Origin of the sequence: Roseateles sp. (genome assembly GCF_039595595.1) — a bacterium.
In the GTDB taxonomy this organism is placed as follows: domain Bacteria; phylum Pseudomonadota; class Gammaproteobacteria; order Burkholderiales; family Burkholderiaceae_C; genus Roseateles.
On sequence record NZ_JBCNLG010000011.1, the window covers coordinates 107745 to 129885 of the forward strand.

Here is a 22141-nt window from a genome sequence, read left to right on the forward strand (position 1 = left end):
GGCAGTCGCCCAGCCTGACGCAGAACGCCGGGGTCCCACGTGCGTCCGAGGGCACATCCCCTTGGAAGTCCGGACCTCATCGCCAGCGATACAGTTGGGCCCCTTCGCACCTGTCGTGCGGCAGCCAAGGAAGACCGCCATGGTTATCGAAAGAGCCGCCCTGCGATGGCCTGCGACCGCTTGCGTGTTCGTCGTCGCCACCTGGCTGAACATGCACCTCCAGCCCCAGCTCGACGGCCGGGCACCGCTGCTCCCCTATTTCCCCGCGCTCGTGATCGTGGGCCTGCTGTGCGGGATCGGTCCCGCGGTCGCCTTGCTGATCGCCTCGGTGCTCGCCGTCCTGTACTTCTGGATCGAGCCCATCGGCGCCATCCTCCCCATCACCCGCCTGGCCGATGTGGAACTCATCGCGCTGTTCATCGGCAGTGGCGCGCTGGTCGCGGCGGTCTCCGCGCGTGCCGGGCGCCTGACGAGGAAGGAGAAGCTCGCGCGCCAGCGGCTCAGCCTCGCGGTGGCCGCCGGCCGCATGGTGACCTGGGACTGGAGCCGGCACGATGGCTATGCGACCACGGCCGGCGCGCCGAAGGAGATCTTCGGCCGGGACTGGGCAACGATGGAGGACATGCTGGCCAGCCTCTCCGACGACGATCGCGCCAGCTTCCTCGACCGCTACCGCTATGCGTCCGAGGCCGGCGGGCGCTTCAGCCTGGTTGCCCTGATCCACAGGTCCGACGAAGGACAGGATGTCTGGGCCCAGTTCGACGGACATGTGGTGCTGGATGCGAAAGGACGCGCGCTTCATGCCTACGGCGTCGTCGTTGACATCACGGTCCAGCAGGAGGCGCTGCGCGCGAGCCAGTTCGCCGAGCAGCGCTTCGAACTGGCCCTGCATAGCGGCAAGGTGATGGCATGGGAAGCAGACGCGCAGGCCCGCTACACCTGGGCCGTCAACGTGCCGTTCGGCATCCATCGAGACGCCCTGATCGGCGCCGAAGTCGGCAGCATCGCCCGCCAACCTGAATTCGCGAAGACGGTGCTCGAGTCGATCCGCTCGGGCAGACCGCTGACCGTGTCACAGACCGCCGCCTACCGGGGCGAGGAGCTTCAACTGCTGACCTCCATGAAACCGGTCGTCGGAGACGATGGCACCGTCCGCCGCGTGCTGGGCGCCACCGTCGACGTGACGGAGCTGACGCGGGCCCAGGCGCGGCTGCAGCATGAGAGCCAGCTCAAGGACACCTTCCTGGCGACACTCGCGCATGAGCTGCGCAACCCGATGGCGCCGATCCGCTACTCGGTGGATGTGCTCAGGCGCCGCACGAACGATGGCGAGAGCCTCAAGGTGCTCGACGTCATCGCGAGGCAGTCGGCGCACATGGCCCGGCTGCTGGACGATCTCCTCGACATGAGCCGCATCACGCGCAACGCCATCGAGCTCAAGCGGGAGCTGGTCGATCTGAGGACGGTCGTGAAGCAGGCGCTGGATGCGGTCGAGCCGCTCTACGTCCAGAAGCAGCATCGGGTGGCGCTTTCGCTGCCGCCGCAGCCCATCATGGTGGACGGAGACAGCACCCGGCTGCAGCAGGTGCTGGGCAACCTCCTGAGCAACGCGGCGAAGTACAGCCCGGTGCCTGGCGAGGTGCGGGTCGACCTGGAGGTGGACGGCAGCCATGGCAAGGTCTCGGTGATCGACCGCGGCATCGGCATCGCGCCCGAGCACCAAGGGCGAGTCTTCGAGCTGTTCTCGCGCGTGGACAGCTCCGGCGCGGCACCGACCGGGCTCGGCATCGGGCTGGCCGTTTCCAGGCAGCTCGTGGAGCTTCACGGCGGGACGATCTCCGTGTCGAGCGACGGTCCTGGCCATGGGAGCCGGTTCATCGTGTGTCTGCCGCTGGCCGCGCAGGCCGATGCGCGCGCGCGGGCGGGGTTGTCGGAGGCGGCGCCGGTGCCGGACGCGCAGGGCACCCGTGTCCTCGTGGTCGATGACAACAAGGATGGCGCGGATACCCTGGCCGCCGCGCTGAATGACGTGGGGTTCGAGGCCGAGGTGGCCTACAGCGGTGAAGCGGCGCTCGACGCCTACGACGCAGGGCGCCATGACGTGGTGCTGCTGGACGTGGGGCTGCCGGGCTTGAGCGGACTCGATGTCGCCAGGCATCTGCGCCGGGAGGCCGGGCAGGATGTCGTGCTCATCGCGATCACCGGATGGGGACAACCCCATGACCGCATGGCCACGGCCTCGGCGGGCTTTGACGGCCACCTCGTCAAGCCGGTGGAGTTCTCCGTGCTGAACGCGACGATCCGCGACCTGACTCGTGCATCGCATCGCGGCGCGAGCGGGAAACCGTGAGGACTGCGCGGACGGTCATTGGCATCGGCCTGAGGCCCAGTCTGGCGAGTTCTCCGGGATCTGCTTGATCCGCCGCTCGGCGCCGCGGCCAACGATGCAGAACTTGGCGTAGTAGCCCCGGGTGGGATCGGAGCGGTCCGATGGCCTCACGTTGAGAGAAACGTAATACGCCTTGCCGTCGAGCAGGTCGCTCGCTGCCTCGGAGGTGCCGCCTTCAGTGGACTCCCCATAGCGAATGCAGGAGAACGACGACACTGGCAGTCCCCCGACGGATCGGAAGTGCATCGTCCATACCTTACGGTTGGATTGCTCGGCGTCGTCGGCGACCGAGATCGCCTGGAGGCGCGCCGCAGGATCCCGCTTTGCCTCCTTGGCGGGGAGTGCGAAGCACGGGCGGCCGTCGTCCAGCAGTCTGACCTCGGCAGTGCCCATCGCAGAGGTGGCCCAACTGGAGGCCGACATGCACAGGAGCGCGGTGGCCGCAAGCGGCCTAAGGAAGGTTCTCGCGGCTTGCAGGATTCTTGAGGAATTCACTGAGGACCTCTTCGTAGAGAGCCAAGTCATTCACGTGATTCTGCTGAGCAGATTCGTTGGGCTCGTTCAGATACTTCAGGACGAAGTAGTCGGCCAGAAGGTTGCCCTGCGCCTCCATGTTGTAGTCGCAGAGCTTCTTGCCTCGCATGAGTTGGTACTCATACGAAAGGCCGAGACGGATGGCGCCTCGCAGCATGACCGCAGTCACTGGCTCGAGGAGCGAGAAGCTTAGCCTCCTGCGTCACGGTCTCCTGTCAGCGTGACGTGCGAGCAGCTTCTCGAAGAAGTCCACCATTAACTCCTTGGACTTGGCGCCAACCTTGAACCGGCCACCCACCTTCTCCACGTCAAGGAACTCGGCTGCGCCGAACCGGTAGACCTCGTAGCCCTGCAGGCGCAAGCGCCGGTCTTCTGATGCCATCTCCGCGTACTTGGCAGGCGACGCTGTATCGTCTCGGGCGTAGTGATGCTTGCCGTCAACCTCGATGACGATTCTGCTTCCATGGGGCAGGAGCAGGAGGAAGTCCATGCGCTGTCTCGCCAATACGCGGTTCGGACCTCGCTGGGCTGCAGTGCGCGGGTCGTAGTGCAGGTACACCTGCGGCACAAGCGCGGGCAGTTTGTCCCCGAGCTTGGTCGCAAAGTGCGCGTAGTACGTCTCGAAGATGGCAGTCTCTCCTGGCGAGGCTGTGGCCCACACTGCGTCGCGCAGCCGAACGTACAGGGCCTTCCTAGCGTTCTCCTGGCTGTCGAGATGCTCACGGTCTTGCCACCAAGACGCTAGGGCCGGCCAGTAGAGCCCGTCCTCCGACAGCATCCGGTCGTAGATCAGCGCATCCGAGTCATTCGCGATGGCGATGTCGTTGTTGACGGCATCGGCGAAGTACAGGTCTGGCTTTGCGTTGATGGCTGCAAAAATGAGATTCTTCGGCGCACCGGCAACGCCGGCGGCGATTCTGCGTACGGCATAGAGAGGGTGCCTGGACACCGTACCTATGACGTCAAGTGCGAACCCGTCAGCTGCCAGGGGCTGATTCAAGGCGGCAACAAGCTTGGCTTGGTCTTCCCCGCGTCTAGAGATGGGGGCGACGACCTTTTCCAGGAGAGCAAAGAGGCGCCGCTGAGAGCAGGTCAGGGCTCCGCAGATCTGAAGCAGCTCGGAGTTGGTCCAGTCCGAGTTGCGGACGTAATGGCGCAATATGTCGTCCTGCAGCGTCGCGTCGAACTCGTATGCACTGGCCTCAGTGAAGTCGAGTTCCATCACGGCCAGGCCGTCGAGTACCGAAATGTCACCGAACAGCTCGCCGGCGTCGTTCAGCGTCGTGAGGATGGCGCGACGCGTCAGGTCCGTGACGCGGTGCTCCTTGGGTGTCGTCAGCTCGCTGACGAAGTCCTCCAGTTCCGGCACGTCGTACTCGACGATGATGCTTTGAGCCAGAGCCAAGAGCTGCTGGGCGCTGTGACCCATGATTCGGGAGCGAACGTACTTGCGTTTGCTACCCATCGCCTCGCTGCTATCACCGTCGCGCAGGCCCAACCTAGAGCAAGCTGCCGGCAGGTTTGGGGCGCTTAGCGCTTTCCACATCGCCTCTGCGATGGCATCTCGCAAGGTCTCAAGAGGCGGTGTCTTGCGATCGGCCATTTGCGCGCTTGTTCAGGGAGCGTTCTTCCGGATGACGAGCTCAACCACGGCGAATAGGCGGTGATAGAGGTAGTCCACGTGGTGCGGGTCGATGACGGGAGTCTGCTTGGTCTCGTGATGACGGAGTAGGTGGCTGTTCCCAATATCCGTAAGGGCCCTTGTCTCTGCCTCGAGGACGGCTCGGAACGTCGGCTCAGCGGCAGCACGGTCAAGAAATTGTTTGATCGACGCGGCCTTGTTGTTCGTGTCGGCGAGCGACTTGATTCGCTCCCAGCAGTCGAAGAGCCGCTCAAGCGCTTCTCTGCGAATCAGTGGATCGGGGTCAGAGAACTTTGTTCGGCTTTCTTCCAGCATCACGTCGAGGATGCGGTCACCAGTCCCAAAGTAGGTTCTCTTTAGGGCCTCCTCAAGCACGGCAGGCAGGGTTCGCCGGACCTGGCCATCACTGCCGAGGTCGTAGGCCAAGCCGTTGCGCGCGAGGATGCGATTGACGTCCCCTTGAAACGATTCCCTGCCGGCTGCTTGATCGAACCGCAGATGGTCGTGCTGGAAGAAGGAGTGGTGAGAGATGGGTATCGGTTGAGCGACCTTCCGCCAAACGAACTCAATGAAGTCCAGAGCTACCATCGTTGGAGGAGCCCAGGGCTTGGTTGTTGGCAGGAAGTCCTCGTCGACGAGTTGGAAGGTTTGCAGAGGCCATGACAGGCCGCGGATTTCTGCCTCAATGGCGCTCTTCAGGCTGGAGGTGCTGTTGCCACAGACTCCCTGCCCATCTGGGCACAACTCGGGAAAGCTTGCCCCAAAGGCGCCGCCATTTGCCAGCGCCTCCACTATGGCAACAATGCCTGCCCAAGTCGTGGTGTCTATCTCATGCCCAGTCCTGGGTCGTGGCCCGAGCTCACGGTCGCTGAAGTAGTTGCTCATCCCTGGCGTCCTCGTCAAGTGCACTCTACCCTGCATGCTTGCACGAGTAAGTAGCTGGGAGCCTATCCGAAGCCTGGCTGCGCAGCTGCTAGTGCAGTGCGCGTGAAGTCATATGACTTATTTGTCAAGTCTTGTCCACGCGGTTGGCCAGTTGGCCAGAAGGTTTCCCGCGCGAAGGCGCCAGGTCACGCGCGCGCCGCGAGCAGCTCCCAGATCCGCTCGACCATGTCGTTGCCGCGATCCGCCTGCCGATACAGGCGCACCTCCAGCTCGCAGGTCCATCGCGCGCCACCGGCCACCACCAGGCGGCCTTCCTTCACCTCGCGCGACACCGCGCTCACCGGCAGCCAGCCCAGGCCGTGGCCGGCCAGCACCATCGCCTTGAGCGCCTCGGCCATGTGCGTGTCGAAGGTCCTGGCGAGGTGGAAGGACTCCCCGGCGTTGAGCAGGATCATCTCGACCACCTGGCCCAGGTAGGTCCCCGCCGAGTACGACAGGAAGGGCACCGCGCCGTCGACGCGTCCGGGCAGCTTGAACTTCGGTGCGCCGCTCGCCAGCGGTGCGGAAAACGGCGCCATGCGCTCGGTCGACAGCCGCAGGTGCGGAAAGCGCTTGGGATCGAGCAGCACCGGCAGCTGCGGATGGTGATAGCCGAGCAGCATGTCCGTCGCGCCCTCGGTCAGCGCCCGCGCGCCGTCGGCGACGTTGACCGCGTTGACATGCGCGAGCACGTTGCCCAGCGCCGCCCGCAGCTCGTTGAGCCACTGCGGGAAGAAGGTCAGCGACAGCGTGTGCGCCACCGAGAACCGGATCGAGTTCTGCGCCGTGGACGTCTGCCCGCGCAGCAGCGCGCGCATGTCGTAGGTGCGCCGCAGCAGGTCGTTGGCGAACTCGCGAAAGATGCGGCCCGACGGCGTGAGCTGGATGCGCGAACCGCGCCGGTCCACGAGCTCCACGCCCACCCATTCCTCCAGCGACTGGATGTGGCGGCTGAAGGTCGGCTGCGAGACGTTGCGGCGCTCGGCGGCGCGGGCGAAGCCCTTCGCGTCGGCCAGCGTCAGGAAATCCTCGATCCATCTGATCTGCATGCCGCCTCCTGGCGTGATCCGGTTTTTCGCACCCCGTCATGCGAAATGTGAATCATAGGATTGGATTCCGCACCTCCACTCCTAGCATCCATGCACTTTCTGCAACTCACCCGCAGGCGAACGGCATGGCGACCACACGCATCGAGCACGATCTTCTCGGCGACCGGGAGGTGCCCGCCGGCGCCTACTACGGCATCCACACGCTGCGCGCGGTGGAGAACTTCCCGATCAGCGGCATCCCGGTCTCGGTCTATCCGGATCTGGTGAACGCGCTGGCCGCCATCAAGCAGGCAGCCGCCCGCGCCAACCTGGAGTTGGGCCTGCTCAGTCCCGCGATCGCCGGCGCGATCGATCAGGCTTGCGAGCTGGTGCGGCAGGGCCGCGCGCATGACCAGTTCGTCGTGGACGTGATCCAGGGCGGGGCCGGCACCTCGACCAACATGAACGCCAACGAGGTCATCGCCAACCTCGCGCTGGAGCTGCTGGGCCATCCGAAGGGCCGCTACGCCGAGCTGCATCCGAACGAGCACGTCAACATGAGCCAGAGCACCAACGACGTCTATCCGACGGCGTTGAAAGTGGCGGGCTACGCCGGCGTGCAGCGCCTGATCGAGGCAATGGAGGTGCTGCGCGCGGCCTTCCATGAGAAGGCGCTGGAATTCGCCGACGTGCTGAAGATGGGCCGCACGCAGCTGCAGGACGCGGTGCCGATGACGGTGGGGCAGGAGTTCTCCACCTACGTCGTGATGCTGGAGGAGGACATCCAGCGCCTGCGCGAGGCCTCGCGCCTGATCCTGGAGATCAACCTCGGCGCGACGGCGATCGGCACCGGCATCAACGCGCATCCGGACTACGCGGCCAAGGTCTGCGCGCACCTGGCGCGCATCACCGGCATCGAGGTGCTGACGGCGCCCAACCTGGTCGAGGCGACGCAGGACTGCGGCGCCTTCGTGCAGCTGTCGGGCGTGCTCAAGCGCGTGGCGATCAAGGTGTCCAAGGTCTGCAACGACTTGCGGCTGCTGTCGTCCGGTCCGCGCGCCGGGCTCGGCGAGATCCGCCTGCCGGCCATGCAGGCCGGCTCGTCGATCATGCCGGGCAAGGTGAATCCGGTGATCCCGGAAGTGGTGAACCAGGTGGCCTTCGAGGTCATCGGCAACGACCTCACGATCTCCTTCGCGGCCGAGGCGGGGCAGCTGCAGCTCAACGCCTTCGAGCCCATCATCGCGCACAGCCTGTTCAAGAGCGTGAACCACCTGCGCGCCGCGCTGCTGACGCTGGCCGAGCGCTGCGTGCGCGGCATCAGCGTCGATCGCGACGCGCTGCGCGACAGCGTGCAGCGCTCGATCGGGCTGGTGACCGCGCTGAATCCGTACATCGGCTACGAGAACGCCACGCTCATCGCGCAGGAAGCGCTGCTGAGCGGCGCCAGCGTCTATGACCTGGTGATCCACAAGGGCCTGCTGTCGGCCCGGCAGCTCGACCAGATCCTGCGGCCCGAGGTGCTCACGCAGCCGCGGGCGCAGCTGCAGCTTCAGTAGACAGGGACGACGGAAACCCGTGGGCCGCAGAGCCCGAGGACGGCGCAAGGGCGCCGCTTCCCATTCGCCCGCCGCGCGGGCAGGAGACAAGCGATGAAGTTCAACAAACTCACCACCTGGATCGGCGTGGCGCTGGTGCTGGGCATCGGCGCCGGCGCCCTCTGTCACGCGAGCGCGCCCGACGCCGCGGCGGCCAAGGAGCTCGGCGGCTACTTCAGCATGGTGGCCGACATCTTCCTGCGGCTGGTGAAGATGATCATCGCGCCGCTGGTGTTCGCGACGCTGGTGGCCGGGATCGTCGGCATGTCCGATGGCAAGAGCGTCGGCCGCATCGGCGCCCGCGCGATGGGCTGGTTCGTGACGGCCTCGTTCGTGTCGCTGCTGCTGGGCCTGCTGTGGGCCAACCTGCTGCATCCGGGCACGTCGATGCACCTGCCGCTGCCCGACGCGCATGCGGCGACCCACCTCAAGACGGCCTCGCTGAACTTCAAGGAGTTCCTGCCCAACGTCTTCCCGAAGAGCATCTTCGATGCGATGGCCTCGAACGCGGTGCTGCAGATCGTCGTGTTCTCGCTGTTCTTCGGCTTCGCGCTGCGCGCGGTGCGGGAGCGCGCTGGCGAGGCGATGGTGTCGGCGATCGACGGCCTGGTGCACGTGATGATCAAGGTCACCGACTACGTCATGCTGTTCGCGCCGGTCGGCGTGTTCGCGGCGGTGGCGGCGGCCATCACCGTGCAGGGGCTGGGCGTGCTGGGCACCTTCGCCCGGTTCATCGCGAGCTTCTACCTCGGGCTGTCGTCACTGTGGCTGGTGCTGGTGCTGGCGGGCTACCTGGTGCTCAAGGGGCGGGTGTTCAGGCTGCTGGGTCTGGTGAAGGAGCCGACGATGATCGCCTTCTCCACCGCCAGCAGCGAGGCCGCCTATCCCAAGACGATGGAGCAGCTCAAGAAGTTCGGCGTCAAGAGCGAGGTGACCGGCTTCGTGCTGCCGCTGGGCTACGCCTTCAACCTGGACGGCTCGATGATGTACCAGGCCTTCGCGGTGCTGTTCGTCGCGCAGGCCTATGGCGTCGAAATGTCCTTCGCGACGCAGCTCTCGCTGCTGCTGTTCCTGATGATCAGCAGCAAGGGCATGGCGGGCGTGTCGCGGGCCTCGCTCGTGGTGGTGGCCGCGACGCTGCCGATGTTCGGGCTGCCCGAGGCGGGCCTGCTGCTGATCATGGGCGTGGACGTGTTCCTCGACATGGGCCGCACGGCGACCAACGTCATCGGCAACAGCCTGGCCACGTCGGTGATCGCGAAGTGGGAAGGCAAGCTGGGTCCCGAGGAGATCGGATCGGAAGCGGGTGCTGGGGCTGCCGGGCTCTCAACGGAGGGCGCCGCCACGGCGGCTCACGCGATGGATCGGGCGCACGCCGTGCGCGTGGCCGAGCCCGCCGTCTGAGCCCGCTGGAACGCTGAAGCCGGAAGCTTCTTCATGCAGTACACCCACCCACCGTATCGCTTCGGCATCGTGGGCGGCCTCGGGATGCTGGGCGCCGCCGACCTGTTCTTCAAGCTGACGCAGGCGCTGCCCGCATCGCCCGGCGAGGGGCAGGCCGGTCTGATCTTCGAGCAGCGCCCGTTCCACGAGGGACCCAGTCCGGGAGCGGCCGAGGCGCCCCAGAGCGGGCGCAAGCTGTACGTGTTCGATCTCGTGCGCTCTTTCGAGTCGCGCGGCGCGCAGGCGGTGCTGCTGCCGTGCTTCCTGAGCCACACCTTCCTGCCGGAGCTGCAGGCGGAGGTGAAGGTGCCCATCGTGGACATGATGGCGGCGCTGAAGGCGGACATCGAACGCCGTCACGTGAAGGCGCGCCGCATCGGCGTGCTGACCTCCGACCATGTGCGGGCGAAGCGGCTGTTCGAGCGCTACTTCGGCGAGGACCGTTGGGCGCTCGTGTACCCGGACGCGCGCACGCAGGAGGACTGCGTCATGGCGGCGATCTACGGCGCCGAAGGCCTGAAGAGCGGCCAGCTGCGCGCCGGTCCCGTCGACCTGCTCGCGAGCGCGTGCGAGGCGCTGGTGCGCGAAGGGGTCGACCTCATCGTGCCCGGCTTCTCGGAGATCCCGATCGCCATCGATGCGCTCAGGAGCCGCGGCTACCCGGTGCTGGACTCCAACCTGGCCTATGTCCGCGCGGCGACGGCACAGGAGCCGGGCGGTTCGGCACCGGTGAAGGTCGGCGTGGTGGGCGGGGTGGGGCCCGCGGCCACGGTGGACTTCCTCGGCAAGCTGGTGCGGAACACGCCGGCGGCGCGCGACCAGGACCACATCAAGGTGGTGGTCGAGCAGAACCCGCAGATTCCCGACCGGACCGCCAATCTGATCGGCGACGGCGTCGATCCGACGGTGTCGCTGTATTCGACCTGCAAGCGGCTGGAGGCGGCGGAGGCGGCATTGATCGCGATCCCGTGCAACACGGCGCATGCCTTCGTCGCGCGCATTCAGCCGCATCTGTCGATCCCGATCGTGAGCATGCTGGAGACCACCGCGGAGCATCTGAGGGATCACCTCGAGCCCGGTGCGAAGGTGGGGTTGCTCGCCACGTCAGGGACGGTGCAGAGCGGCATCTATGCCGAGGCCCTTGAGCACGCGCAACTGGCGCCGCTGCTGCCTGATGCGCCTCACCAGGCGCTGGTGATGTCCGCGATCTACGGACCGCAAGGGGTGAAGGCGGGCTTCACGAACGGTCAGTGCTCGCAGGCGCTGCAAGCGGCCCTCGAGCATCTGGTGGATCGCGGCGCACAGGCGATCATCCTCGGCTGCACCGAGCTGCCGCTGGTGATCGCCGCCGATGACGCGCTGATGGTGCGCGGGCGGCCGATCCGCGTCGTCGATCCGACGGATCTGCTCGCCAAGCGATGCGTGAGTCTGGTCATGTCGGCTCCGGATCCTCGGATCGGGTGAGTCCTTCGCGGTCGCGTTCGTAATGCCTCGTGAGCGGGAAGGGCGGCAGCCAAGCCTCGCGCCGGATCGTCCACAGCTCATACGTCGGCTGTAGCTGGTCCGGCGCATCGAGCGCCCCGAGGCTGACCTCGATCTCGTCCGCGCTGCGTCCGAAGACCGAGGACCCGCAGCGCGGGCAGAAGTGGCGGCCGCGGTACTCGTGCGTCTCGCCCTCGATGGACACGGCGTCCTGGGGAAAGATCCCCGACGCGTGGAACAGCGCGCCGTGGTGCTTGCGACAGTCCAGGCAATGACAGACGCCGACGCGATACGGCCGGCCAGTGGCCACGAGTCTCACGGCGCCACAGAGGCAGCCGCCGGTGAATCGATCATCCATGATGGTGTCCATGCCTCGTTTCGTTCGGACGCGTGGTGACGACGCAACCTCAGGCCCGCTGGGTGAAATTCGACCTCGCCTGGCGGCCATAGACTGGTTCACCGGCAAGCCCCTTGGCGAGGTGATGACCTTGGCGACGCAGCAGTACCCCTTCGATCTCCAGCCCGAACTTTTGAAGAAGTTCACCGATGACTACTTTCGCCGACATGCGGCGCAGGACGTCGGCGATCACGTGCTCGCATGGAAGGCGCAGCGCGTCTATCCCTTCAGCGAGGAGCCTCGCAATCCGGTCGAGCATGTGGAGCGGCAGGTGTTCGACATCGTGGCCGTCAACATCGCGCGATATCTTCCCGAATTTGAAGAGTCCGGGACGGCGAGCAAGGCTTTCCAGCTTCGCATGCTTCGGCAGGCGATCGAGAAGAGCCCGCAGGAGTTGCAGCTCATCCTGTCCGATGTGCTGGCCCTGCCGAAGGACAGGCAGCGGGAACTGGCCGAGCTGCTGCGGGATGTGTCGCTGTCCGCGATCATCGGCTCGGCGCGCGTGGTCGCGGACCGCCTGCTCTTCCTGAGCGGATTGGAAGCGATCCTCTTCGACGATGAGCCGCGCAAGCGATTGAAGGAGCGGAGCCAGCTCCATCGCATCGTTGCGCAGAATCCCTGGCTGTTCGGCGATGAATTCGCACTGTCGGTGGACGACCGATCGCTGACGGAGGTCTTGCGCAAGCACCAGAGGCTGCTGGACCAGGATGCCGTGATCGATGCGCCGGTGCGGCACGTGTCCCAGGAGCGCGGCATCGTCGATCTCATGCTCTCGAAGGCCGTACGCCGCCATCGGGCGAACAGCCTGACCCATCTGGTGGTCGAGCTCAAGGCGCCCATGGTGAGGCTGGACCGGAAGGAGGTGTCTCAGATCGAGGGCTACGCGGCTTCCGTCATGGCGGATGCCCGCTTCCGGAATGTGGAAGTGCAATGGCAGTTCTGGGCCGTCGGCGACGATCTGAGCGACTTTGCGAAGTTCCGCGTCGGTCGCGGCGATGGCGTGATCCTCGATCAGGACAACTGCACCGTCGTGCTGAAGACTTGGGCGCAGATCATCGACGAGAACCGCGCCCGCCTGCAGTTCTTCCAGGAGAAGCTGGCCTTCGGGCCAAGCCGGCAACAGGCGCTTGGCCACCTTCAGGCCGTTCATGGGAAACAGCTCGTCGGCGTACTCGATGGCACCCAGGTGGATCGGTAGGATCTGACGCCTCGTCCGTCCCCCGGCGCCACCGCCATCGAGTGACTCAAGGCGCCGCGTTCGCCGCGCCCGAGCCGGCGTTGCGGCGGCTGTCCACCCAGTCGTCGACGACCTGACCGAGCACCGTCAGCGGCACATCGCCGGTCAGCAGCACGACGTTGTGGAACTGGCGGATGTCGAAGCGGTCGCCGAGGCGCTCGCGCGCCTGGTCGCGCAGCGCCTCGATGCGGAGGCGGCCCAGCATGTAGGCGCAGGCCTGGCCTGGCCAGACGATGTAGCGGTCGACCTCCTGCGGGTTGATGCCGTAGTCGATCGCCTGCTGGCGGGTCCACTTCATCGCATGCAGGCCGGTGTCGACGACCAGCCGGCGCGCGCGGAAGAGCGCGCCGTAGAGCTGGCCGAGATGGCCGACCGGGTCGCCCTCGTACCAGCCGTTCTCGACCGCGAGCTGCTCCGCGTAGAGCGCCCAGCCCTCGACATAGGCCGAGCCGGCCGCGTAGGCGTAGCGGCGGCGGAAGTAGGGCAGCTCCTTGGCCTCCATCTGGATGGCGAGCTGGAAGTGGTGACCCGGCACGGCTTCGTGATGGACCAGCGTGCGCATGTCCGCGATGTCATAGGTGGGTCCGGCCAGCGGGGCCCAGAAGACGCCAGGCTTGGAGCCGTCAGGCGCCGGGGTCGTGTAATGCGCGGCGGCGGTGGGCTCGGTCAGCGCGGGCTCGCGGCGGACTTCGACCGGCGCCTTCGGCAGCACGTCGAACAGCGGCTTGGCGCGCGCCTCGGCATCGCGCAGGTAGCGGGTGTAGCGGTCCAGCAGCTCGACCTGCGGCGCGGCGTCCTTGGGTTGGCGGTCGGCGTCCATCTTGCGGAAGCGTTGCTCGATGCTGCCCTCGGTGTAGCCGAGCTGGCGCAGCAGGCCGTCCATCTCGGCCTCGATGCGGGCGACCTGCTTCAGGCCGATCGCGTGGATCTCGGCGGGCGTGAGCTCGGTCGTCGTGTTGGCGCGCAGCCGCGCGGCGTAGAACTTGTCGCCGCCGGGCAGATGCCAGACGCCAGCGTCGTCCGTGGTCAGCGGGAGCTGCGCGCGCATCAAGGCCAGGCCGCGCTTCCACGCCGGCACGATGGACTTGGCGACCAGCGCCTCGGCCTGCGCGCGGGCGCGCTGCTTCGCTGCTGCGTCCATGCCGTCGATGCGGGCCATGCGCTCGGTCAGCGAGAGCACCAGCGGGTTGTTCTCAGGCGGCGCGCCGACGAACTGCTCGATCTGGCCGATCGTCGTCGCGGTGATGAAGCGCGGCATCAGCACGCCCTTGGCCTGCGCGGCGCGCGCGCGGGCGATGCCCTGGTCCATCAGCGCGGGCAGGCCCGCCATGCGTTTGAGATAGCTCTGCACGTCGGCCGCGTTGCGCAGCGGATGCTCCTGGACGAGGAAGGTCACCGGTCCGACGTGGACGCCGGACATGTGCTCGAACACGTACTGCTGGTCGAGGAAATCGGCGCTCGCGATGCTCTGGCGCATCGACCAGTCCATCAACGCGGCGGACACGCGCTGGGTGGGCGTCAGCGCGTCGCGCTTGAAGCGTCCGAGCTCCGCGAGCGCCTGCCGGTCGCGCGCGATGGCCGCGAGCTGGTCGCGTTTGGAGATCGGGTCCCACAGGCCGTCGAGGCGGGCTTGGGTGTCGCCCTCGAAGTACTGCATGCGGGTGGCGTGCTCGGGTGCGGCGCGCATGCGCTCGGCGGCGGCGCGGTCGGCCCAGGCATCGAAGCCGGCGGGGCTGAAGTCGGCAGCGGCGGCCTTGGCGGCGGACGCGGTGGCGGTCGGGGTCGCGGCCATCGCCGGCGCGATGGCCAACAGGCCGCCCAGCCCCGCAGCCAGCAGGGCGGTTCGGATCGTCTTGCTCATGTGGTCTCCCTGATCGACGAAACGTCGATTGAAACGGCAGCGAGCGTATCCGCCATTCGTCATTCCCTGGCGGATGGGGCACGAGCCGGGCGGGGTTTCAGCGAGGGCGATGACGCTGGCGGCGATGTGTGGTTGGCGATTGGAAATCTTGCGGGTGCTTCGGGGCCTCGCTAGACTTCGCGCCTCAAGATCTACCTGGGCGGAGTGCGATGGGTAGAGCCCTCCGAGTCATCGGAGTCCAGCTGGACTGGTTGTTCGCCTCACGGCGATAGAGAACTCCGCATCGCGGCGGCCCCTTCGGGGGCCGTCTGTCTTTCTGGACTGCAAGCGTTCAACCGGTGACCTTGCGCCGCAAAGTCGTCGCTTTGAGCAGGTTGACGAGAGTGATTCGACGACGCAGACGGAAGTGCTCTCGAAATGTTGCCTCGACTGCGTACGCTGATTGAACCTGCAGGAGCAAACGTCCCTTTCGCTTGGGGTCGCGAGCGATGTCAAAGAAGACGACGTACTGATGAATGGTCTCCGAGACGCCGGTAATCGGCTGCATCGTCACGAAGTTCTGCGGGTTGTCACGGGCGAACTGAATTGTCCTTCGGCGTAGCTCGCGCATGAGCACCGGCAAATGGCGCCGAGACAGTTCGTATCGGAGGTCGCAGAGCACGCGAACCTCGCGTCCGTCATTGAACAGCTCGCCGGCGGGGATTTCTCGGCGAGATCGCCCATCTCGAGCCAGCGACCGCGTGAAGCAATGACATGAAAAGAGCACCACCACGGTCACTTCGAATCCCAGTCCCGGATCGACGCGGAAGGCGAACGGCTCCAGGTGCGAGAGATCCCACGCTTTGCCACAGCGTGCCACGCCCTTGAAGCGATGGTGAGGCCGGATGGCCTCCAGGTGCTCGGCGATTGGCACCTCGGTGAACGCGATGGAATCGGTGCGACGGGCGTCGCTCTCCAGCTCGGAACTGCTCATGACCTGGCACCTCTCGGCACAACGGGGCGGTCATGTTTCCGAGGAAGCTGCCATCGAGCCTTGCGCTCGATCAACCTCGCCGCGGGTCAAGCAGAACCTGCGTGGTTCGTCGCGGGACGGAGACCTTCAATCAGTGCCTCGCTTGTGCGCGCTGACTGAGGGATGCGGCGGCGTTGGCATGCATGAGTGATGAATTGAAGCCGGGATGGAAATGCCCCTCCTGCGGATGTCGCCGGACAGTCTTGTGCACAGCCGCGCCAGTCACTAGACTTCGCGCCTCAAGAGCTACATATGGCGGAGTGAGAAAGGTAGTGCCGCCCGAGCAATCGGGTCCCAGCTGGAATGGGAGTTCGCCTCACGGCGATAGAGAACTCCGCATCGCGGCGGCCCCTTCGGGGGCCGTCTGTCTTTCTGGCGTTGCGCCGCTCAGACGAACTGCGCCGCCGCGTGCGCCGAGGCCCAGGCCCACTGGAAGTTGAATCCGCCGAGATGGCCGGTCACGTCCAGCACCTCGCCGATGAAGTACAGCCCCGGCGACTTCAGCGACTCCATGGTCTTCGACGACACCTCCTTGGTGTCCACCCCGCCCAGCGTGACCTCCGCCGTCCGGTAGCCCTCGGTGCCCGCCGGCACGACCTGCCAGGCGCCGAGCCTGGCCGCGATCTGCTCCAGCTCCGCGTGCGTGTACTGCTTGATCGGCTTGGAGACGAACCACAGCTCGCCGATCAGCGCCGCCATCTTCTTCGTGAACAGCTCGGCCAGCAGGGTCTTGAGCTCGGCGTTGGGCCGGTCGTTGCGCTGGCGCGCGAGCCAGTCCGGGATATCGAGGTCGGGCAGCAGGTTGATCTCGACCGCCTGGCCCGGCAGCCAGTACGACGAGATCTGCAGGATCGCCGGGCCGCTGAGCCCGCGATGCGTGAACAGGATGTTCTCGCGGAAGCTCTTGCCGTTGCAGCTGACGAGGCAGTCGACCGAGGTGCCGCTCAGCTCGTTGCAGAGGTCCTTGAGCTGATCGGTGATCGTGAACGGCACCAGGCCGGCGCGCGTCGGCAGCACATGGTGGCCGAACTGCCTGGCGACCTGATAGCCGAAGCCAGTCGCGCCCATTGATGGGATCGACAGTCCGCCCGTGGCGATCACCAGCGACTGGCAGCGCATCGGGCCGGCCGAGGTCGCGAGGGCATAGCCCTCCTGCGTCTTCTCGATCGTCTCGACCGAGGTCTCGAGCATCGGCGTCACGCCGGCGTCGGCGCATTCGGCGAGCAGCATGCGCAGGATGTCGATGGACTTGTTGTCGCAGAACAGCTGGCCGAGCTTCTTCTCGTGGTACGGGATGTTGTGCTTGCTGACCAGCGCGATGAAGTCCCACTGCGTGAAGCGGGCCAGCGCCGACTTGCAGAAGTGCGGGTTCTGCGAGAGGAAGTTGGCCGGCTCGGTGTAGAGGTTGGTGAAGTTGCAGTTGCCGCCGCCGGACATGAGGATCTTCTTGCCGGCCTTGTTGGCGTGGTCGAGCAGCAGGACGCGGCGGCCGCGCTGCGCCGCCAGCGCCGCGCACATCAACCCCGCGGCGCCCGCGCCCACGATCACGACATCGGTGTCCCGCACTTCCCGCGTGTCCTGCACAACTGCTTCCCTTCGACCTTGCTTCGATTGCCTGCGCCGCCGCTGCGGCGGGCGCGGGAGCTTAACGCATGAGCCGCTCGCTGAAGCCCGCACTGCTGCGACACTTCCGGGCATGTTTCCTGCTGCGAGCCCGGCATGACCGCCGCCCCTTCCGATCCGACGCCGCCTGCCCCGCCGGCCGCCGCCTCTGGCGCCGAGCCTCTCGCCGAACTGGCCATCCGCTCGCACACGGCCTTCGAGGACGCGCAGGCGATCTTCACCGGGACGCTGTTCGTGTCGCTCGCCCTGATCCTGTTCGCGCAGGTCGGCCTGCTGACCGGCGGCACCGCCGGCGCCGCCTTCGTGCTGCACTACGCCACCGGCGTGAGCCTGGGCAAGCTGTTCTTCCTGATCAACCTGCCGTTCTACTGGTTCGCATGGACCCGCATGGGGCGCGAGTTCACGCTGAAGACCTTCATCTCGATCGCGTTCCTGTCGGTGGTGACCGAGTTCTCCCCCAAGCTCTTCGCCATCGACCGCATCCATCCGGCCTATGCAGCCATCCTCGGTGGCCTGCTGCTCGGCTCGGGCTGCCTGTTCCTGGCGCGGCACCGCGCCAGCCTCGGCGGCGCGACCATCGTCTCGCTCTACCTGCAGAAGGCCAAGGGCTGGCGCGCCGGCAAGGTGCAGATGGGCATGGACTGCGCCATCGTGCTGCTCGCGCTCACCGTCGTGGAGCCGCAGCGCGTCGCGTACTCCGTGCTGGCCGCCGTCGTGATGAATCTCTTCATCGCGGTCAACCACAAGCCGGGACGCTACGCCGTGCTGTGAACGGCGCGCTCAGCGCCGGAACGGCAACCCGTTCATCGGGATCAACTCCGAACCTCTACTCGGCGCGATGCCGATCAGCAGCACGAACTGCCTGACGTCGCGGAGCCGCGGCCGGTTGCTCGATGTGGCGCACCGCCAACATTGTGGACATTTCGATTCACAAGAAGTCATCCTCTCCTCGGCGAGGAGAATGCACGCCCCTTTGGGGCCCTCGTGCTCCGCAAGAGGGTGCGACGGCCGCCGCGTGCACCAGGGATGAGCACATTCATCACCGGACCGTCGATGGAATCGCGGATCCGGGGGGAGTTCCAACAGAGTCTCAACGCGTCGGGCGGATCGCTTCCTACCCCGGGGAGCCCGGTTCCTGACGCCTCAGGGTTCCTACGGCCAACTCAAGTGAGGTGTTTGTTTCACACTTTGTGCGTGGGTAATTTGTCTCACAAAACTGTCGCCGCGTCGGCGACTCGCGGATCCCCCCAGCACAGGCGCCCTCAAGGGCGGAGACAGCATCATGACCAGCGACACCATCCACCGCTTGACTCCCCGGCAGCTCGCCCTGGCCGCAGCCCTGTGCTGTGCCGGCGGGCTCGTCGGCGGCACGGCCCTGGCCCAGGACAAGGCAGCCGACCCGGCCACCCTGGAGCGCATCACCGTCACCGGCTCCAACATCCGGCAGCTGGACCTCGAGACGGCGCTGCCGCTGCAGGTGATCAGCGCGGAAGACATCCGGCGCAGCGGCAAGACCTCGGTGACCGAGGTGCTGCAGTCCTTGTCGGCCAGCGGGCCGAACGGCCTGACCGACTCCGGCTCCTTCAGCAGCTTCGCCTATGGCGCGTCGGGCGTGTCGCTGCGCGGACTCGGACCGACGGCCACGCTGATCCTGATCAACAGCCGCCGCGTCGTGCCCTACAGCGTGCCGGACATCAACAACGGCCTGACCAACTTCGTGAACGTCGATGCCATCCCGCTGGCCGCGATCAAACGGGTCGAGGTGCTCAAGGACGGGGCCTCGGCGATCTATGGCTCGGATGCGATGGCCGGCGTCATCAACATCATCCTGCGGGACGATTACCAGGGCGCGGTGGTCGAGGCCAACGCGCGGCGCAGCACCGAGGGCGGCTTCGGCACGCAATGGGCCGGCGTGACCGCCGGACGCGGCGATCTGCAGCGCGACGGCTGGAACTGGCTGGCTGCCGTCGACGTCTTCCATCGCGACCAGGTGATGCTGCGCGACGTCGCCGACAACGTGATCGACCCCCGCCATCGCGACAGCAGCTTCTATTACACCGGCCGGCCCGGCAACAACCGGTTCACGCCCACGCCGAACTACTACAGCGGCGTCTCGGTCGATCCGGCCTCGGGCGCCTCCTTCGTCAGCACGCGCACCGGCCATGCGTCACCGAACTGCCCGGCCGACCAGCGCTGGGCCTTCAATGGCAATTTCACGCCCGCGCTGAACCTGTGCGGCTACAGCTACTGGGACGACGCCGCGCAGTACGTGTCGCCGCAGCAGCGTCAGAGCCTGTTCAGCCGCGGTGAGATGCTGCTCAGCAGCGGCGTGTCGGTGTTCGGCGAACTCGCCCTGTCGCGGCTCACCAACCGCCAGCGCGACTGGCCGACGCCCTTCGGCGCCGGGCTGGGCGCCACGCCGGATGGCCGCGACGGCGGCGTCGCCTATGTGCCGCAGTTCCTGCCAGCGGGCCACCCCAACAATCCGTTCCCCAACCAGCCGGCGGGCATCACCTACCTGTTCTCCGACGTCGGCATGCAAGGCACGGACGTGACCAACAACACCGGCCGGGTGCTGGTGGGCGCGCGCGGCAGCATCCACGACTGGAACTGGGAGACCGCGCTGATGCATGCGCAGGACACCACCGAGGTCTCCTATCGCAACCGCGTCAGCCTGCCGGTGCTGCGCGACGCGGTGCTGGCCGGCACCTACAACTTCGAGCAGCCGTCCGCCGGACCGGTCACCGCGGACCAGCTGCGCATCAATCCGATCGATCACGGCCGCGCGTCCTTCACGCTGGTCGATGCGAAGCTCAGCGGCGAGTTCGGCCAGTTGCCCGGCGGGCCGATCGGATTCGCCGCCGGCCTGGAGGCGCGGCACGAGCAGCGCGCCTATCACCCGGATGACCGCATCTACTCCGGCGAGGTCTACCTGCAGGTGGCCGGCCGGACCGATGGGAGCCGCAACGTGATGTCGGCCTTCAGCGAGCTGAGCCTGCCGTTGACGAAGACCCTGCAGGCACAGCTGGCGCTGCGGGGCGACCACTATTCGGATTACGGCTCCTCCGTCACGCCCAAGGTGGCCCTGGCCTGGGCGCCGGTGAGCAGCGTGAAGCTGCGCGGCAGCGTGTCGCAGGGTTTCCGGGCGCCGTCGCTCAATGAGGCGGCGAGCTCCGACACGCCGTTGTTCTCGGGCGTGGGCTTCGACCCCAAGCGCTGCGGACAGTTCAACATCGACTGCGATGGCTACAACAACAGCGGCGTGGTGCAGGCCAACCACAACCTCAAGCCGGAGCGCTCGACGGCCTATGGCCTGGGCCTGGTGGTGGAGCCGATGCGGGCGCTGACGCTCACGCTGGACTACTGGGAATTCCGGCGCCGCAATGAGATCACCTTCGTCGACCAGCAACTGCTGATCGACAACGAGGACAGCACCGATCCGCTCTACGCCGGCCGTGTCCACCGCCTGCCCGCCGACACCGACAGCGTGCCCGGCCAGAGCATCCCGGGCCGCATCGCGACGGTGGACCAGCTCTACATGAACCGCGGCCGCACCGAGGTGCGCGGCGTCGACGTCGGCGCCAAGGCGACCCTGCCGCTGCCCGGCACCGCGCCGCTGCGCATCGCGCTCAACGCCACCTACGTCGACCGCTTCCGCGTGCGCAACACCGATGACCAGCCGTGGATCGTCATGACCGGCAGCCTGGGCAACCCGCGCGTGCGGGGCACGCTGACCTTCGGCTGGTCGCCGGGAGCCTGGGACCTGAACGCCGCGGTCAACCACGTAGGCGGCTTCCGGGCGACGAACGCGCAGCAGGACTGCACCGGCAACGCCTTCCTGGGTGTGTGCGACATCGCGTCCTACACCACGCTCGACCTGGGCGCCGCCTACCACTGGACCAAGGCGCTGACGCTGCGCGGCAACCTGATCAACGCGGCCGACACGCGCATGCCGTTCACGCCGACGATGCCGCTGGGCAATCGCAACTGGTACTCTCCGGCGGGCCGCCTGCTGTCCGTGGCGGCGAGCTACGAGTTCTGATCCGGCGACGGGAAGCCGGAGCGGGCTCGACAATGCGGCGCCCCCGTCGGGGCGCCGCGTCACCTCATCATCATGCCCTTCGACTTCTCGCCCCTGCTGCGCTATCTGCTGCGGCGCCTGATCCGCATCGCCATCTCCAGCGGCATCACCTACCAGGCGTTCTGCAAGCTGGCGCGATCCGTCTACTTTGAAATGGCCTCGGAGTTCGAGCCGGTCAAGGGCAAGCCCAACTCGGACAGCCGCGTGAGCCTGCTCACCGGCCTGCCGCGCCGTGACGTGCGCGCGCTGCGGGAGAGCTTCGACACGCCGGACGCGCCGCGGCCCAACATCGAACGGCTGGTGCTGGACGCCTGGTCCTCGTCGCTGGAGCTGCTCGACGCGAACGGCCGCATGCTGCCGCTGCCGCGGACGCAGCGGCAAGGCGGCGCGCGTTCCTTCGAGGCGCTGGTGGAGAGCGTCAGCAAGGACTTCCGCGCGCGTTCGCTGCTGGATGAATGGCTGCGCAAGGGCTTCGTCGTGCTGGACGAGCAGGACCGTGTCGTGCCCGTGCAGCGGCGATCGACCGGCGTGGTCGAGGGCGCCGCGGGCACCGGCCTGCTGCTGAGCGAGATGGTCTCGGACCTGCTCAACGGCTTCGAGCGGGTCTATCTGCACGAGCAGGCGGTACCGGGTTTCGGTTTCCACCTGGTCTACGGCCATGGACTCAGCGACGAGTCGGCACAGCTGATCTGCGCGACTGCGCAGACCGAGGGCGTGCAGCTCATGAACCGGCTGAACCGGCTGGTGGTCGAGCGGGAGGCGCTCGACGCGCCGCGCGCCGATGCGACGCGGCGCGTGATGATCGGCTTTGGCAGCTATCAGGCCGACGGTGTGGACGATCCAGGGCTGATGACGCCGGGCTCGCGGCCGTCCTGAGCCGTCGCTGGACG

17 protein-coding genes are annotated in these 22141 nt (G+C 66.8%); 8 read left to right on the forward strand and 9 right to left on the reverse strand.

What is annotated here, in order from left to right; genetic code table 11:
* Nucleotides 1–139: 139 nt before the first annotated feature.
* Nucleotides 140–2350 carry an ATP-binding protein gene (locus ABDW61_RS15100; RefSeq protein WP_343639753.1) on the forward strand — a complete coding sequence of 737 codons (2211 nt, stop codon included), beginning with the start codon at nucleotides 140–142 and terminating at the stop codon, nucleotides 2348–2350.
* A 15-nt stretch (nucleotides 2351–2365) separates the two neighbouring features.
* Here ABDW61_RS15100 and ABDW61_RS15105 read toward each other — a convergent pair whose 3' ends face one another.
* The 5 genes from ABDW61_RS15105 to ABDW61_RS15125 form a co-directional block, all read right to left on the reverse strand.
* Nucleotides 2366–2812: a hypothetical protein gene (locus tag ABDW61_RS15105; RefSeq protein ID WP_343639755.1), complete on the reverse strand. Its 447-nt coding sequence runs from the start codon at nucleotides 2810–2812 to the stop codon at nucleotides 2366–2368.
* A gap of 28 nt (nucleotides 2813–2840) precedes the next feature.
* On the reverse strand, nucleotides 2841–3032 hold the full coding sequence (locus tag ABDW61_RS15110; protein ID WP_343639757.1) for a hypothetical protein: 192 nt from the start codon (nucleotides 3030–3032) through the stop codon (nucleotides 2841–2843).
* Between the two features lie 93 nt (nucleotides 3033–3125).
* Nucleotides 3126–4526, reverse strand: coding sequence for a hypothetical protein (locus tag ABDW61_RS15115; protein ID WP_343639759.1), 1401 nt, complete (start codon nucleotides 4524–4526; stop codon nucleotides 3126–3128).
* 12 nt (nucleotides 4527–4538) lie between these two features.
* Entirely contained in the window at nucleotides 4539–5450 is a 912-nt protein-coding gene (locus ABDW61_RS15120; RefSeq protein WP_343639761.1) for a hypothetical protein, read from the reverse strand.
* Between the two features lie 185 nt (nucleotides 5451–5635).
* Nucleotides 5636–6538, reverse strand: a complete 903-nt coding sequence (locus ABDW61_RS15125; RefSeq protein ID WP_343639763.1) for a LysR substrate-binding domain-containing protein — start codon at nucleotides 6536–6538, stop codon at nucleotides 5636–5638.
* Nucleotides 6539–6663: 125 nt separating this feature from the next.
* Here ABDW61_RS15125 and aspA point away from each other — a divergent pair, with 125 nt between their 5' ends.
* The 3 genes from aspA (at nucleotide 6664) to ABDW61_RS15140 (ending at nucleotide 11022) form a co-directional block, all read left to right on the forward strand.
* Nucleotides 6664–8076: an aspartate ammonia-lyase gene (gene aspA / locus ABDW61_RS15130; protein ID WP_343639764.1), complete on the forward strand. Its 1413-nt coding sequence runs from the start codon at nucleotides 6664–6666 to the stop codon at nucleotides 8074–8076.
* 93 nt (nucleotides 8077–8169) lie between these two features.
* Nucleotides 8170–9519 carry a dicarboxylate/amino acid:cation symporter gene (locus tag ABDW61_RS15135; protein WP_343639765.1) on the forward strand — a complete coding sequence of 450 codons (1350 nt, stop codon included), beginning with the start codon at nucleotides 8170–8172 and terminating at the stop codon, nucleotides 9517–9519.
* Nucleotides 9520–9552: 33 nt separating this feature from the next.
* Nucleotides 9553–11022: an amino acid racemase gene (locus tag ABDW61_RS15140; protein ID WP_343639766.1), complete on the forward strand. Its 1470-nt coding sequence runs from the start codon at nucleotides 9553–9555 to the stop codon at nucleotides 11020–11022.
* On the opposite strand, the gene ABDW61_RS15145 is transcribed toward ABDW61_RS15140, so the two are convergent.
* Entirely contained in the window at nucleotides 10991–11398 is a 408-nt protein-coding gene (locus tag ABDW61_RS15145) for a GFA family protein (RefSeq protein ID WP_343639767.1), read from the reverse strand. The two genes, ABDW61_RS15140 and ABDW61_RS15145, sit on opposite strands and share 32 nt — an antisense overlap.
* Here ABDW61_RS15145 and ABDW61_RS15150 point away from each other — a divergent pair.
* Nucleotides 11397–12635, forward strand: coding sequence for a histidine kinase (locus ABDW61_RS15150; RefSeq protein ID WP_343639768.1), 1239 nt, complete (start codon nucleotides 11397–11399; stop codon nucleotides 12633–12635). The two genes, ABDW61_RS15145 and ABDW61_RS15150, sit on opposite strands and share 2 nt — an antisense overlap.
* 46 nt (nucleotides 12636–12681) lie before the next feature.
* On the opposite strand, the gene ABDW61_RS15155 is transcribed toward ABDW61_RS15150, so the two are convergent.
* From ABDW61_RS15155 to ABDW61_RS15165, 3 genes are all read right to left on the reverse strand, one after another.
* Nucleotides 12682–14535, reverse strand: a complete 1854-nt coding sequence (locus ABDW61_RS15155) for a DUF885 domain-containing protein (RefSeq protein WP_343639769.1) — start codon at nucleotides 14533–14535, stop codon at nucleotides 12682–12684.
* Nucleotides 14536–14866: 331 nt separating this feature from the next.
* Nucleotides 14867–15508 carry a hypothetical protein gene (locus ABDW61_RS15160; RefSeq protein ID WP_343639771.1) on the reverse strand — a complete coding sequence of 214 codons (642 nt, stop codon included), beginning with the start codon at nucleotides 15506–15508 and terminating at the stop codon, nucleotides 14867–14869.
* A gap of 426 nt (nucleotides 15509–15934) precedes the next feature.
* Nucleotides 15935–17113: an NAD(P)/FAD-dependent oxidoreductase gene (locus ABDW61_RS15165; protein WP_343639773.1), complete on the reverse strand. Its 1179-nt coding sequence runs from the start codon at nucleotides 17111–17113 to the stop codon at nucleotides 15935–15937.
* A 153-nt stretch (nucleotides 17114–17266) separates the two neighbouring features.
* On the opposite strand from ABDW61_RS15165, the gene ABDW61_RS15170 reads away from it, so the two are divergent.
* From ABDW61_RS15170 to ABDW61_RS15180, 3 genes are all read left to right on the forward strand, one after another.
* The gene (locus tag ABDW61_RS15170) at nucleotides 17267–17941 is read left to right on the forward strand and encodes a YitT family protein (RefSeq protein WP_343639775.1); all 675 of its coding nucleotides are present in this window, start codon (nucleotides 17267–17269) and stop codon (nucleotides 17939–17941) included.
* A 511-nt stretch (nucleotides 17942–18452) separates the two neighbouring features.
* Nucleotides 18453–21212: a TonB-dependent receptor gene (locus tag ABDW61_RS15175; RefSeq protein WP_343639776.1), complete on the forward strand. Its 2760-nt coding sequence runs from the start codon at nucleotides 18453–18455 to the stop codon at nucleotides 21210–21212.
* Between the two features lie 72 nt (nucleotides 21213–21284).
* Entirely contained in the window at nucleotides 21285–22127 is an 843-nt protein-coding gene (locus tag ABDW61_RS15180) for a DUF6502 family protein (RefSeq protein WP_343639777.1), read from the forward strand.
* Nucleotides 22128–22141 lie beyond the last annotated feature (14 nt).